This window comes from Streptomyces pseudovenezuelae (assembly GCF_029892565.1).
Classification (GTDB): Bacteria; Actinomycetota; Actinomycetes; order Streptomycetales; family Streptomycetaceae; genus Streptomyces; species Streptomyces pseudovenezuelae_A.
Genome location: NZ_JARXVH010000003.1, coordinates 377,014 through 389,998, shown reverse-complemented (window position 1 = coordinate 389,998; position 12,985 = coordinate 377,014). Strand labels below are relative to the sequence as shown.

At 71.2% G+C, this 12,985-nt stretch carries 14 protein-coding genes; 7 read left to right on the top strand and 7 right to left on the bottom strand.

Features of this window, described 5'->3' with window-relative positions; all coding sequences use genetic code 11:
- Positions 1 to 134 precede the first annotated feature (134 nt).
- Positions 135 to 896, top strand: a complete 762-nt coding sequence (locus M2283_RS10750) for a DUF4232 domain-containing protein (protein ID WP_280875907.1) — start codon at positions 135 to 137, stop codon at positions 894 to 896.
- An 80-nt stretch (positions 897 to 976) separates the two neighbouring features.
- On the opposite strand, the gene M2283_RS10745 is transcribed toward M2283_RS10750, so the two are convergent.
- Together M2283_RS10745 and M2283_RS10740 are read right to left on the bottom strand one after the other, a co-directional pair.
- On the bottom strand, positions 977 to 2,209 hold the full coding sequence (locus M2283_RS10745; RefSeq protein WP_280875906.1) for a cytochrome P450: 1,233 nt from the start codon (positions 2,207 to 2,209) through the stop codon (positions 977 to 979).
- Between the two features lie 134 nt (positions 2,210 to 2,343).
- Positions 2,344 to 3,243, bottom strand: coding sequence for a helix-turn-helix transcriptional regulator (locus M2283_RS10740; RefSeq protein WP_280875905.1), 900 nt, complete (start codon positions 3,241 to 3,243; stop codon positions 2,344 to 2,346).
- Positions 3,244 to 3,412: 169 nt separating this feature from the next.
- Here M2283_RS10740 and M2283_RS10735 point away from each other — a divergent pair, with 169 nt between their 5' ends.
- Positions 3,413 to 3,628, top strand: coding sequence for a tautomerase family protein (locus tag M2283_RS10735; protein ID WP_054238373.1), 216 nt, complete (start codon positions 3,413 to 3,415; stop codon positions 3,626 to 3,628).
- Between the two features lie 82 nt (positions 3,629 to 3,710).
- Here the strand turns inward: M2283_RS10735 and M2283_RS10730 are convergent, their stop codons facing one another.
- Positions 3,711 to 4,580 carry a LysR family transcriptional regulator gene (locus M2283_RS10730; RefSeq protein ID WP_280875904.1) on the bottom strand — a complete coding sequence of 290 codons (870 nt, stop codon included), beginning with the start codon at positions 4,578 to 4,580 and terminating at the stop codon, positions 3,711 to 3,713.
- A 161-nt stretch (positions 4,581 to 4,741) separates the two neighbouring features.
- Here M2283_RS10730 and M2283_RS10725 point away from each other — a divergent pair, with 161 nt between their 5' ends.
- Complete coding sequence (locus tag M2283_RS10725; RefSeq protein ID WP_280875903.1) at positions 4,742 to 5,230, top strand: nuclear transport factor 2 family protein; 489 nt, start codon at positions 4,742 to 4,744, stop codon at positions 5,228 to 5,230.
- Positions 5,230 to 6,150: an NADP-dependent oxidoreductase gene (locus tag M2283_RS10720; RefSeq protein WP_280875902.1), complete on the top strand. Its 921-nt coding sequence runs from the start codon at positions 5,230 to 5,232 to the stop codon at positions 6,148 to 6,150. The genes M2283_RS10725 and M2283_RS10720 overlap by 1 nt, the downstream gene beginning before the upstream one ends.
- 77 nt (positions 6,151 to 6,227) lie before the next feature.
- Here M2283_RS10720 and M2283_RS10715 read toward each other — a convergent pair whose 3' ends face one another.
- A complete protein-coding gene (locus M2283_RS10715; protein ID WP_280875901.1) occupies positions 6,228 to 8,489 on the bottom strand; it encodes an MMPL family transporter in 2,262 nt (753 codons plus the stop codon).
- A gap of 141 nt (positions 8,490 to 8,630) precedes the next feature.
- Here M2283_RS10715 and M2283_RS10710 point away from each other — a divergent pair, with 141 nt between their 5' ends.
- Genes M2283_RS10710 through M2283_RS10700 form a run of 3 tightly spaced genes read left to right on the top strand, consistent with a single transcriptional unit; the run spans position 8,631 to position 10,607 of the window.
- Entirely contained in the window at positions 8,631 to 9,308 is a 678-nt protein-coding gene (locus M2283_RS10710) for a TetR/AcrR family transcriptional regulator (protein ID WP_280875900.1), read from the top strand.
- Between the two features lie 52 nt (positions 9,309 to 9,360).
- Complete coding sequence (locus M2283_RS10705) at positions 9,361 to 9,945, top strand: RNA polymerase sigma factor (protein ID WP_280875899.1); 585 nt, start codon at positions 9,361 to 9,363, stop codon at positions 9,943 to 9,945.
- Complete coding sequence (locus tag M2283_RS10700) at positions 9,942 to 10,607, top strand: hypothetical protein (RefSeq protein WP_280875898.1); 666 nt, start codon at positions 9,942 to 9,944, stop codon at positions 10,605 to 10,607. The genes M2283_RS10705 and M2283_RS10700 overlap by 4 nt, the downstream gene beginning before the upstream one ends.
- A 7-nt stretch (positions 10,608 to 10,614) precedes the next feature.
- On the opposite strand, the gene M2283_RS10695 is transcribed toward M2283_RS10700, so the two are convergent.
- The 3 genes from M2283_RS10695 to M2283_RS10685 all read right to left on the bottom strand — a co-directional run bounded on the left by M2283_RS10695 (position 10,615) and on the right by M2283_RS10685 (position 12,970).
- A complete protein-coding gene (locus tag M2283_RS10695) occupies positions 10,615 to 10,968 on the bottom strand; it encodes a hypothetical protein (protein ID WP_280875897.1) in 354 nt (117 codons plus the stop codon).
- 58 nt (positions 10,969 to 11,026) lie between these two features.
- Positions 11,027 to 11,188: a hypothetical protein gene (locus M2283_RS10690; RefSeq protein ID WP_280875896.1), complete on the bottom strand. Its 162-nt coding sequence runs from the start codon at positions 11,186 to 11,188 to the stop codon at positions 11,027 to 11,029.
- Positions 11,189 to 11,344: 156 nt separating this feature from the next.
- On the bottom strand, positions 11,345 to 12,970 hold the full coding sequence (locus tag M2283_RS10685; protein WP_280875895.1) for a carboxylesterase/lipase family protein: 1,626 nt from the start codon (positions 12,968 to 12,970) through the stop codon (positions 11,345 to 11,347).
- Between the last annotated feature and the right edge of the window lie 15 nt (positions 12,971 to 12,985).

The following is a 12,985-nucleotide window of genomic DNA, read 5'->3' as shown; positions in this document are numbered from 1 at the left end:
CAGCGTTCCGGATGTCCCGGCGGTTGTGGCGGCCGGGACGGAGCACCGCACAAGCTCTGGTCATCCAAGCACGCCGCTCCCGTCACCCGGTCGAGCGGCCGGCACACAGACCCGCACCGCATCAAGGGGATCACATGTCCACTCGTACCAACCGCACCCGCATGATCGCCGCCGCCTCCATCGCGGTCGCCACACTGACACTGACGGCCTGCAACGACGGCACGGGCACCAAGGACGAGGGCGCCGCCAACTCGTCCACGTCCACCTCCTCGCCCAGCGCGACCGACACGTCCGCGGCCAAGAACAGCGGGGGAACGTCCACGGGAACGGGAACGGGGGCGGGCAAGACGGACTCCGCCGGCACGGCCGCGAAGGACTCGACGGGCGGTACGGCGGGTTCGAACGGGAAGCCGGGCGCCTCGGGTTCGTCGGGGACCACCGGCTCCAAGACCTCCTCCGGCGGCTCGAACGACTCGGGCGCCAGGCTCAACCCCTGCTCCCCCTCCGCCACGCGGACGACGGCCACGGCGGTCACCCGCCCGCTGAACCACCTGCTCCTCACCGTCACCAACACCGGTTCGAAGAACTGCGACCTCGTGTACTACCCGGCCGTCCAGTTCCAGGACGCCCAGTCCGTCCCGCCGGTCATCGAGGACTCCCAGCCGCAGGCCGTGGTCACGCTGGCCCCCGGTGAGTCGGGCTACGCGAGCGTCCTGCTGTCGGCGGCGGACGGCAGCGGCTCCAACGGCTACACGGCCAAGTCCCTCGCGGTGTACTTCAACACCGACGCGAGCAGCGCCGCCCACCCGTCGCTGCCCTCGAAGGGCGTGTACCTCGACGACTCGATCAAGGTCACGTACTGGCAGGCGGACATGGCGGACGCGCTGAACTGGTGACGCCGGTGGGCGAAGTCCGCAGGAGGGCCCGGGTCCATGACCCGGGCCCTCCCGGCGTGGGCTTCCCCGGCGCGGCGCGGCTACCAGGTCACCGGCAGTTCGTAGACGCCGTAGACGATGCCGTCGTCCTTGAACGGGACCTTGTCCAGCTCGGTGGCCAGGCGCAGGGTCGGGACGCGGCGGAAGAGCGTGCCGTAGACGATCTGGAGTTCCAGGCGGGCCAGTTGCTGGCCCAGGCACTGGTGGATGCCGAAGCCGAAGGCCATGTGGCGGCGGGCGTCGCGGTGGACGTCGAGGAGTTCGGGGTCGGGGAAGACGTCGGCCTCCCAGTTGCCGGTGGCGCCGGGGATGATGACGCCCTCGCCGGCCCGGACGAGCTGCCCGCCGATCTCCAGGTCCTCCAGGGCGAGGCGGCGCTGCCCGGTGTGGACGACGGTGAGATACCGCAGCATCTCCTCCGCCGCGCTCGCGAGGACCTTCGGGTCGTCGGTGTCGCGGACGACGGCGAGCTGGTCGGGGTGTTCCATGAAGGCGAGGGCGCCCAGGGCGATCATGTTGGCGCTGGTCTCGTGCCCGGCGCCGAGCAGCAGGATGCCGAGCATCGCCGCTTCCATGCGGCTGAGGTCACCGGCCCCCATCCGGGCCGCCAGCTCGGAGAGCATGTCCTCGGCCGGGTCGGCGAGCTTCGCGTCCAACTGCCGGTCCAGGTACTGGAAGAGCGCCCCGAAGGCGGCCCGCACGTCCTCGGCCGGCACGTCCCGGCGCAGTCCCACCCTGCTGTTGCTCTGGAAGAACTCGTGGTCCTCGTACGGCACTCCGAGCAGTTCGCAGATCACCAGCGACGGCAGCGGCAGCGCGAGCGCCTCCACCAGGTCGACCGGCTTCGGACCGGCCAGCATCCGGTCGATCAGGTCGTCGGTCATCCGCTGGATCGCGGGCCGCAGCGCCTCGATGCGCTTGACGGTGAACGGTCCGGTGACCATCCGCCGGATCCGCGCATGATCGGGATCGTCCATGTTGAGAAAGGACGGCGGGGTCTTGGAGGCCGTCTCCCGAAACGCCGCGTTCAGGTAGGGGAAGCCCTCCCGGGTCGTGTCGACGCTGAGCCGCTGGTCACCGTAGAGCGCCCGCTGGTCCTCGTACCGGGTGACGAGCCAGTGCGAACTCCCGTCCCACAACCGGACCTTGGAGACCGGCTTCTCGGCGTGCAGCTTCAGCATCTCCGGCGGCGGCGCGAACGGACATCCGGGCGCCCGCGCCATCGGATAGTCGGGGACGGCCGCGTCCACGGTGCCGCCAAGGACGTCGGTCATGGCACTCCTCATGGTGGGGGGATCGGAGTCCCCGCCATGCAAGCGCACGAACCTGACAAGTCCCGGTCGGGAAGCTGACAGGGGGTGGATTGGCCGGATCGGGGCCTCGAAGGGCGCGCCGGCCTCGTATCGGACTAGGGCCTGTGTGTTGTCGAGATCAGCCGGTTGCCTTCAGCGAGTCGTTGATCGGTCGCCGCCATGTCCTGCGTGCCGATGACGCCGAGCAGCCCGAGCTGGGCGGCGCCCTCGGTGCCGGGCGGGGCCGTGAACCACAGGAGGCGCTGGCGGCCGTCCTCGCTGAACAGGCTGTGGCAGTCCAGCTCGATGACGCCCAGTGTGGGGTGCACGATGCGTTTGTGGTCGGTGCGGCGCAGGCCGACCTTGTGGGTGTCCCACAGGGTGGCGAACTCCGCGCTGCGCCGCCGCAGTGCGGCCGTCATCGCGGCGACCTCGCTGTCGCGGCTGCGGCGGGCGGCGACCGCGTGCAGGTCGGCGACGAAGACCCGTGAGTGGTGCGGATGGTCCTCGGGCGGGTAGACCGCGCGGGCGGCCGGATCGGTGAACCAGCGGTACGCGAACCCGGTGGCGGGGCCGCGCGGCTGCGGGGCCCGGCCGAGCAGTGCCGCGGCCAGCTCGTTCTGGACGAGGGTCTCGTGCAGGTCGGTGATGACCTGGGCCGGGGTGGTGGCCAGCCGGTCCAGCAGCCCGAGCAGGGCGGGCTGGACGAGGCGCGCGCTCACGCCCTGCGCCGACGCGGGCAGGGGCCGGTCGGCGAGATGGAACAGGTGGTCGCGTTGGTCGCCGCCCAGCCGCAGCGCCCGGGCGAGGGCGGCCAGCGTCTGGGACGAGGGCTGGGCGCCGCGTCCGCGCTCCAGCTCGGTGTAGTAGTCGGCGGACAGGCCCGCCAGTTGCGCGACCTCCTCGCGCCGAAGTCCGGGCACCCGGCGCCGGGGCCCGACGGGCAGACCGACGTCGGCCGGCCGGATCAGGTCACGCCGGGACCTGAGGAACGCCGCAAGCTCGGGAAGGTTCACCCCCTCATCGTCGCCTCTCGGGCGGGTCCGAGCCAGGGGCTGATGACCCCTGGGTGGGCTCAGCCCTGGCCGGAGCAGGTGAGGGGGACGGATGGTTGCCCCATCGGGGTCGACCTCCTGCTCGCCGTGAGCAGCTCCGGTGCCCCGCAGGAAGAGAGAGCACCACACCATGCCATTCGCGAACTTCAAGGTCCCCGCCGGCGCCCTCACCGCAGAGCAGAAGGAGCAGATCATCACGCGCACCACCGACCTGTACGCCGAGATCTTCGGCGACGGCGCCCGCGCCACCACCCTCGTCCTGGTCGAAGAGGTCGCCGACGCCGGCTGGGGCATCGGCGGCGGTGTCCTGACGCTCGCCAAGATCCGGCAGACACCGCAGGAGTGACTGCGTCACGCAAGACGGTCTCCCGGTCCGGACCCCACCACGAGGGCGAATCCCGCGGACTGATCACGCCTCGATACGCGGCCTAGGGCCTTACGGGGGCTGGTTCGCCGAGCGGTCGGGTGTCGGTGTGCTCGGCGGCGATGTGCTCCGCGGCCACGCTCTCGGCGGCGATGCGCTCCGCCGTGCGCGCGAAGGCGACGATCTCCGGTCGTGAGGTCCGGGGGAGCCAGCCGAGGGCGAGTGTCGTCGGGGGCAGGTCCGTCACGGGGACGGCGGTCACCTCGCGGGTCAGGCGGTCGGTGGTGCCCGAGCCGGCGACGGTGATGAGGCGGCCGAGTGCGACGCGGTCGAGGATCTCGTCCAGGCCCATCGGCGGGCAGTGCTCCAGATAGGCCGGTTCCTGGCGGAGTTCGGCGGTGGTCACCGTCGTACGGCGCGCGAGAGGGTGGTCGCGTGGCAGGAGCGCGACGGGGCTTTCCTCCGCGACCTCGGTGGTGCGCAGGTCGGTGAGGTCGTCGCTGTCCGTGCACAGGAGGGCGATGTCGGCGGTGCCGTCGCGCAGGGCGGCTGCCCGGTCGTTGGTGAAGACGAGCTCGGGTTCGGGGCCGTCGTGGGAGCGCAGGATCCGCGCGAGCAGGCCGGAGCCGGTGCCGGGGCGGACCGCGAGGACGAGCCGGGAGGGCGTGACCGCCCGCTGAGTGCGCTGCACGGCGGCGTCCAGTGCTCGCAGCAGACGCCGGCATTCGTCGAGGAACACCAGGCCAGCGGCGGTGAGTTCGACGCGGCGGCTGGTGCGTTCCAGGAGACGTACTCCCATGCGGCGCTCCAGCCGTGACACCGCCCGGGACAGCGGTGGCTGTGCGATGCCCAACCGCTCCGCCGCCCGGCTGAAGTGCAGCTCCTCGGCCACGGTGACGAAGTAGACGAGCTCCCGGGTCTCCAGTCGATCCATACCTCCAGGGTATCGCTGTGTACGGAAACGATCATGGCTCCGCGAGCGGTGCCCTGGTCTGCTGGACGCAGCGGCCGATGCGGGGTTCTCGCCCCGCCGCAGGGCGCTACGCCGGGGGTCCGCCGCGGGTCCCGGCTGCGACGAGGAGAGGAAACCGCCTGATGAACGACGAGCGCGAGGTCGCGGAAGTCATGGCCCGCTATGTCCGTGCGACGGACCGGCGCGACGGCAAGGAGCAGGGTGGCCTGTTCACCGACGAGGCGGTCGTGCAGACCTACATCAAGACCGGTCCCGACAGCTACGAGCCGCTCGGTGAGCCCCTGATCGGCGGGGCGGGCGTGGAGTACGGGGTCACGCACCACATGGCCCCGCACCCGGAGGGCGGTTCCAGTCACCACCTCACCACCGACCACCTCATCGACGTCGACGGCGACCACGCCCACCTGAACGCCCACTTCGTCGTCTTCTCGGTGCAGGCCTTCGCGCGTCCCGCCGAGGGCTGGCCGGACGGGGCCTTCGGCGCCCAGGGCACGGTCCGGCCGATCGAGTCCGGGTACTACGACATGGATCTGCGCCGGGTGGACGGCGAGTGGAGGATCGTCAGGCACAGCGTGCTGCTGGACATGCCGTACGCGGTTCCGGGCGCCTGATGAAAGCCATGGTCTACCGCCGCTACGGCGGCCCGGAGGTCCTGGAACCGGCCGAGCTGCCCGAGCCGAAGACCCATGTCGACTCGGTCCTGGTACGGGTCCGCGCCGCCGGGCTGAACCCCGCCGACCTGGCCCTGCAGGCCGGGGCGCTCGACGGCGCCGTCGACACGTACTTCCCGGTCGTCCCCGGCTGGGACATCGCGGGCGTGGTGGAGCGGGCCGGTCCCGCGGCCCCGGAGTTCGCCCCGGGTGACGAGGTCGTCGGGTACCTGCGCGGCGAGGTGCAGCGTGCTCACGGGGGCCTGGCCGAACTGGTCTCCGCCGATGTGCGCACGCTCGTCCGCAAGCCCCGGTCCCTGGGCTTCGCCGAGGCGGCCGCCCTCCCGCTGGCGGGACTGACCGCCTACCAGGCCGTCGTCCACACCCTGGACGTCCAGCCCGGCGAGATCCTGCTCGTGCACGGAGCGGCCGGCGGTGTGGGCTCCCTCGCCGTCCAGATCGCACGATCCCTCGGCGCCCGCGTCATCGGCACCGCCTCCGTGCCCCGTCACGGTTACCTGCGCACGCTGGGCGCCGAACCGGTCTCCTACGGCAGAGGGACCGCCGACCGCGTACGGCAGCTCGTCCCGGACGGCGCGGACGTCGTCCTCGACACCGTCGGGGGTGTGCTCGCCGCGACGGCGGGTGCCGCCCGCCCCGGCGCCCGCGTGGCGTCCGTCGTCGAGACCGGCACACCGGGCGTCACCCCGGTCTTCTGCCGCATGAGCCGCACCGATCTCACCGCGCTGACGGACCTCGCCGGGACCGGGGAACTCACCGTGCGGGTCGGGGCGACCTACTCCCTGGACCACGCGGCCGACGCCCAGCGCGCGTTGGCCGCCGGCGGCATCCCCGGCAAGGTCGTCATCGAGATCACCTGAGCCGACGCACGACCGTGCCCGCCTCCCGTGTGGCTGGAGGCGGGCACGAAGCGGTGTCGGCGGGGTCGGTGGTCTCGTCAGACCTCCGTCGTGTCCTTCACGCCCTTCGTATTCGTCTCGTACGACGTCGTGGTCGGCGCGGGCCCGGCGGCGGGCGCGTGTTCCGGGCCGCCCTCGCTGAGGCCGAAGCGGTTGTGGAACCTGCGGAGGAAGCCGGGGGCGTACCAGGCCGAGCGGCCCAGCAGGCGCATCGCGGCGGGGACGAGGACGCCGCGGACGGCGAGGGCGTCGATGAGGACGGCGAGCCCGCTGCCCAGGCCGAACATCTGCATGAAGCTGATCTTTGCGGTGCCGAAGGCGAAGAAGCTCACCGCGAGGAGGAAGGCCGCCGCGCTGACGATGCGTCCGGTGTGGCCGAGGCCGTCGGCGACGGCGGTCTCGTTGTCGGCGCCCTGGTCGTGGAGTTCCTTGATACGGCTGGTGACGAAGACCTCGTAGTCCATCGAGAGGCCGAAGGCGATGCAGAACATCAGCACCGTCATCGACATCTCCATCGGCTGGGCCGTGAAGCCGAGCAGGGAGGAGAGGCTGCCGTCCTGGAAGATCCAGGTCATGACGCCGAGGGTGGCCGCGAGGCTGACGGCGTTGAGGAGCAGGGCGCGCAGCGGCTGCACGATGCTGCCGGTGAAGAGGAAGAGCAGGACGAAGGTGGTGAGGGCGATCAGGGCGATGGCGATCGGGAGCCGGCCGCCGATGGAGTCCTTGGAGTCGACCAGTACGGCGTCGGTGCCGCCCACCAGGGGGTGGGTGCCGGCGGGCGGGGCGAGGGCCCGCACCTGCTCGACCAGGGTCTGGGCCGCGTCCGACTTCGGGGTGAGGGAGCTGACCACGTTGACGCGCTGCGCGTCGGGCCGGCCGAGCGCGGTGTTGGCGGGACCGGCCGCCGTGTCCGCCCCGTCGGCGTAGGTTCCCGTGCTGGTCTCGACGCGGACGACGCCCTTCAGGCCGGACAGTTCGGTGGCGTACGACTGGAGCGGGGCCTTGCTCACGGGCTGGTCGATGACGATGTTGAGGGCCGAGTCCTCGCTGCCGTCGAAGTTGTCCCGCAGTGCCGTGGAGACTTCGCGGCTGGCGCTGTCCTTGGGCAGGACGCGCTCGTCCGGGGTGCCGAAGGTGATGCCGAGGAGCGGGCTCGCGGCGACCAGCAGGACGGCGAGCACGGGGAGCGCGGTGAGCGCGGGCCGCCGCATGACGGTCCGGGCCAGCCGGCCCCACAGCGGCTCACGGGTGCCGGACCGCCCCGGCTTCGCCCACGGCAGCCGACCGCTGTTGACCCGGTGGCCCAGGACGTAGAGCAGGGCGGGCATCACGAACAGGGTGCTGAGGGCGGCGATGGCGACGACCCCGACCCCGGCGAAGCCGAACGAGCGCAGGAAGTACTGGGGGAAGACCAGCAGCGCTGCCAGCGCCGCGGCCACAGTGGCTGCGGAGAACGCGACGGTACGACCGGCGGTGCTCACCGTGCGCCGTACCGCGTCCTCGACGCTCGCCCCCATCGCGAGCTGCTCGCGGAAGCGGCTGACCATCAGCAGGGCGTAGTCGATACCCAGGCCCAGGCCCAGGGCGGTGGTGAGGTTGGTCGCGGTGTCGGCGACGCTGGTGACGCTGCCGAGCAGGAAGAGCAGGGCGAACGAGCCGACGACGGCGATGACCGCGATGGCCAGCGGCAGCAGCGCGGCGACCACACTGCCGAAGACGAACAGGAGCAGTACGAGGGTCAGCGGGATGGCGATGGACTCGGCCAGGACGAGATCGTCGACCACCTGCTTCGACAGCTCGCTGCCCACGGCGGCGCCGCCTCCGGCCTCGACCGTGAGCGCGCCCCGGTCGGTGTCGCCGGTGTAGGCGTCGAGGATCTCCGTCGCGTTCTCCTTCTGCTCCGTCTCCGTGCCGGTCACATGGGCCAGCACCATGGCCTCGCGGCCGTCCCGGGAGCGGAGGCCGGGGATGTCCGTGTCCCAGTACGAGACGACGTTGGTGAGCGTCTTCTCCTTCTTCAGGTCGGCCACCAGCGCCCGGCCGCTGCGTGCGGCGTCGGGGGCGTCGACGCGGCCGTCGTCGGCCCGGACCAGGAGGACCAGGTTCGTCTCCCCGCCGAACTTGTCGTCGATGACCTTCGCGGCCTTGGTCGACTGCGAGGCGGGATCGTCGAAGCCGCCTCCGAGCAACTTGCCGAACGCGCCGGCTCCCAGCACGCCCATGAGGGCCACGGCCACGACCGCGACGACCAGGACCAGCCGGGACCGACGTATCGCCAGTTCAGCCAAGCGTTCAAACACGGCGTTCTCCCTTAACGATGGTTATCTGCTCTCGGGTTCGTTAGAAGTTGTAACGCATCGAGGAAGGAAGTGTCAATAACCTTAGTGATAGCCTCTAACGAAACGGTGAGGGCGTTGAAGGAGCGAGGGAGGGCAGGTCACATGGCCGGAGCAGGGACGACGACACCGCGCGAGCGCTACCGCGCCCAGGTGCGGGCTGAGGTCAAGGAGCGTGCGTGGGAGCAGATCGCCACGGCGGGCGCCTCCGCGCTCTCCCTCAACGCGATCGCCAAGCACATGGGCATGACCGGACCCGCGCTCTACCGGTACTTCGCCAACCGCGACGAACTGATCACCGAGCTGGTCAGGGACGCGTACCGGAGCCTTGCCGACGGGGTGCGCGAGGCGCGGGCGGCGGGCGCGGACGCGACGGGACTCGCGCATGCGCTGCGGGAGTGGGCGCTGGCCGATCCGCAGCGGTACTTCCTCGTGTACGGGACTCCGGTGCCGGGCTATCACGCGCCGGACGACATCACCGCGATCGCTTCGGAGATCATGGGGTACCTGCTGGATGCGCTCAACGCGCTTGACGTCGGCGGTGATTGGGTCGCCGACTGCCCGACGACCCCGCTCGACGCCCACCTCGCCGACCACCGCGACTGGGCCGGCGACCACCCCGCCCCGCCCGCCGTACTCCACCGGGCCCTGACCTTCTGGACCCGCCTGCACGGCATCCTGTCCCTGGAGCTGGCCGGCCAGTTCCACGGCATGGGCTTCGACCCCGCGCGGTTCTACGAGGCCGAGCTGGCCGACCTGTCGGGGCGGTCCACGTCGACCTGACGCGGTGCTGAAAGGAACCGGCCGCCGCCGGACAGGACGGGTTGTGGAATCCATGACGGAACAGGAAGCGCGCCAACAGCAGCGGGCGCGCTTCGAAAGACTGGCGCACGTGGTGGTGGAACCGCTGCACCGGTATCTGCTGCGCCGGACGAGCGCCGACCTGGTCGAGGACGTCCTCGCGGAGACGATGCTGGTGCTGTGGCGTCGTATCGACGATGTCCCCGGGGTCGTTCCCGGCGTCGGGACGGGTTCGGTGCCCGATCCCGATGACGTGCTGCCGTGGTGCTACGGAGTGGCACGGGGATGTCTGTCGAACGCCCGCCGTGCGGATGGGCGCCGGCTCCGGCTGGTGGAGCGGCTGATCCGGACGCACGAGCAGCGGCCTCCGACCGGGCCGGCCGATCACGGCGACCTGCATGCCGCGCTCGATTCCCTCGGGGCGTTGGACCGCGAGGTGGTGCAACTGTGGGCGTGGGAGGGGCTGGCACCGCGGCAGATCGCGGACGTCACCGGGCTGACCTCGAACGCGGTGAGCATCCGGCTCCACCGGGCGAAGAAGAGACTCGCCGCTCAGCTGGGGCGAAAGGACGCCGAACGGGCCGGACACAAGAGAGATGAAGGAAGGAGCAGTCAGTGAATGACGACGAACTGCTGGCCCGGCTGAAGTCCGCGGACCCGGCGTTGACGCCAGAAGCTCCGCTGCCCGACATCGACCGTCTTGTGGAGGCCACCTTGACCAGCGACACCGCGTTCTCGTCGGCGACGACCCCCGCCGGAGCCACTGCCGGCACCACCCCTCGCCCCGCGAAGACCACCGCGGGACGGGGACGCCGTCAGTTCCTCGGACTCGCGGCCGCCGGCCTGCTCCTGCTCGGCGGCGGCATCGCAGGAGGAATCATGGCGAACAACGGCAGTGGCAACGGCAGCGGCAATGGCAACGGCGTCGGTCACTCGGCCAAGGCCGCCGCCCCTCTGACGCTCACCGCCGAGGCGGGTGGCGCCACCGGCAAGTGCGTGGAACCCACCCCCGATCTGCTGCGCAAGTACCCGACCCTCTTCGGCGGAACGGTCACGTCCGTCAAGGGCTCCGCGGTCACCTTCCGCGTCGACTACTGGTTGAAGGGCGGTGACGCCGGGACGGTCGTACTCGACAGCGGCTCGGACGACGTGGAGCGGCTGACGTTCTCGGTCGGTGAGTCCTACATCGTGGCCGCAAAGGACGGCGTGGTCCCGATGTGCGGCGCGAACTCGGCCTCGCCCGAAACCATCGCCGAGTTCCGCCAGGCGTTCGGGAAGTAGCAGCGGCTCAGGCCGTCGGACGGGGTGTCGGGGGGCCGTCGGTGGCGTCTTCGCCGGCACCCCCGCGGCTGTCCTTGCCGACGAAGAAGCTCACCGCGGCCGTGAGGGTCGAGGTGAGGGCGAGCCGCACGGCCCATTCGCCGACGGTGCTGTGCCCGACGCCGGTGACGAAGGCGGGTGCCTTGAGCAGGGCGGCGCTCGGGAGCCAGGAGCCCACGCAGGTCAGCGCATAGACCCACAGCGGCGGCTCGTTGGCGACGATGAGAACCGAGGCCGTGACGACGACGATCACGCTGAGGACGACGGTGAGCGAGGTGATGTCCATGCCCATCAGCATTCCGTCGGCCGATGAACGAATCATCGACGCGACGGAGGAACGCGGCCTCTACCTCAGGATAGAGACGCCCCACGCCCATGCCCTAGGCGTCGGGCAGTGACGCCGCGAGATGTTCCCACGCCGCGTGCACGTCCTTTCCGACCATCCCGAACTGCGTGATGACCGCGACGCAACGCCCGTCCTCGTCGTCGAGTTCGAGCGCTGAGGTCGGCCCGTGTGCGGCCTGGAACGGACGAGGTGGCACGCCCCTCCGGCTGGGGGCCCCTCCCAGGCCCGTAAGGCACTGGGTGAGGACGGCCAGGCTGCGTCGGTGAAGCGCTCGCCGCGGGCGGACCGGTGGGACGGCCGGGGCCCTGAGTGGTCTGACGGCAGCCGACCTGCGTGTTCAGGTCGGCTGCTGTCAGGACGTGGGAACGCCTGCCTGTGCGGCGAGGCGGTCCGGGTTGGTGGTGAGTCCGTCGTAGCTGATGCCGTTCCAGAACGAACACTGGTGTCGGTTCGCGTACACCGCGGACTTCAGGGCCCGGCTGTCGTCGCCGGGCAGCAGGGACATGTACCTGCCGCTGTTGTAGGACGGCCAGGCAGCCAGTCCCGCGGTCGTCGGGCTCGCGTGCTTCACGAACGAACCCCAGTAGCGCACCATCGCCGTGGAGAGCCGCTGTTGCCCGGGAGTCAGCGACTTCGAGGTGTCCAGGGGCCGCAAGTAGCCGAGTTCGTCGGCATGCGGGGCGCCGGAGTCGAAGCCGGCCGGGGTCGTCGCGAGGGTCGGCGGGTGCGGGTCGTCGAACTCGTAGAAGTACGTGCGCGGTTGACGGGCCGCGAACCGGGCCGTGAGGTTCTGGTACTGGCAGCCGCCCAGTCCGTAGAAGACGCTGCTGTCCCACAACGCGCTGATGGCGTACGCCGCCGCGTACGGACTGTCGTAGGCGCTGTAGGGGTAGTGCGCGAGGACGGCGTCGGCCTGTGCGCCGAACTCCAGCCCCACCGCCCGTTCGTACTGTTCCTTCGTCGCGTTCGCGAACGGAAGTGCCCATTGGCGCACCTCGTCGCGGGTGCTGCCGATGAGGAGGGGGACGTGGTGGATCCGGCCGGTGCGTACGGCGACGCCCGGCGCGAGGGGCAGTTCGGGAACGCCGGACACGGGAAGGGGTCCGGACCGGATGCCGCCGGTGAAACCGCCGCCGGCTGCCATCAGTTGGTCCGTCGGCTCGGCCCGCAGACAGGACACGCTGGTCGCCGGGACGGAACAGCCGGCGGCCGCGGCGTAGTCCTCGCCCTTGGCGGTGGCCTGCGCGACCGTGAGGCTCGGGCACCCGCCGCTCTGGATGATCGCACCGGCGAACAGGCCGCGCGCCGGCGGTGAGGACAGCAGGGCGCAGACGGAGTGGCCGCCCGCCGACTCACCCGCGATGGTCACCCGGCCCGAGTCCCCGCCGAAGGCGCCTATGTTGCGCTGGGTCCAGCGCAGCGCGGCCTCCTGGTCGAGCAGGTCGTAGTTGCCCGCGCCCTGCCTGCTCAGCCCGGGCACGTCGAGGAAACCGAACACGCCCAGCCGGTAGTTGACCGTGACGACCACGACGTTGTCGGTCTTCGCGATCCGCGAGCCGTCGTAGAGGTCACCCGCACCGCCGGAGAAGCCCCCGCCGTGGATCCAGAACAGCACCGGCAGCGGGCGGTCCGTTCGCCGTTCGGACGTGTAGACGTTGAGATACAGGCAGTCCTCGCTCATGCCCGGTCCGGTGCCGGTGGACGCCTGCGGGCAGCGCGAACCGTAGGAGGTCGCCGACCGCGCGCCCGACCAGGCCGAGGCGGGCGGCTGCCAGCGTCCGGCACCGACCGGTGGCGCCGCGTACGGCATGCCGAGGAACCGATCGACCCCGCCCGCCGTGGCTCCGGCGACCGCGCCCTTGTCGGTGGCGACGGTCAAGGAGCGAGGGGCCGCGGACGAAGGGACGGCCGACACAAGGGTCAGCAGGGCGAGCAGACTCACCAGAGCCGCGAGTTCTCGTCGGACGACGGAGCGCACTGAACCTCCCGAGGG

Excerpts from the sequence above, each read along its gene's own strand:
- M2283_RS10750 (WP_280875907.1), top strand. The coding sequence starts at position 135 with ATGTCCACTCGTACCAACCGCACCCGCATGATCGCCGCCGCCTCCATC.
- M2283_RS10745 (WP_280875906.1), bottom strand. The coding sequence starts at position 2,209 with ATGACCGACGTCCTTGGCGGCACCGTGGACGCGGCCGTCCCCGACTAT.
- M2283_RS10735 (WP_054238373.1), top strand. The coding sequence starts at position 3,413 with ATGCCATTCGCGAACTTCAAGGTCCCCGCCGGCGCCCTCACCGCAGAG.
- M2283_RS10730 (WP_280875904.1), bottom strand. The coding sequence starts at position 4,580 with ATGGATCGACTGGAGACCCGGGAGCTCGTCTACTTCGTCACCGTGGCC.
- M2283_RS10725 (WP_280875903.1), top strand. The coding sequence starts at position 4,742 with ATGAACGACGAGCGCGAGGTCGCGGAAGTCATGGCCCGCTATGTCCGT.
- M2283_RS10720 (WP_280875902.1), top strand. The coding sequence starts at position 5,230 with ATGAAAGCCATGGTCTACCGCCGCTACGGCGGCCCGGAGGTCCTGGAA.
- M2283_RS10710 (WP_280875900.1), top strand. The coding sequence starts at position 8,631 with ATGGCCGGAGCAGGGACGACGACACCGCGCGAGCGCTACCGCGCCCAG.
- M2283_RS10705 (WP_280875899.1), top strand. The coding sequence starts at position 9,361 with ATGACGGAACAGGAAGCGCGCCAACAGCAGCGGGCGCGCTTCGAAAGA.
- M2283_RS10695 (WP_280875897.1), bottom strand. The coding sequence starts at position 10,968 with ATGATTCGTTCATCGGCCGACGGAATGCTGATGGGCATGGACATCACC.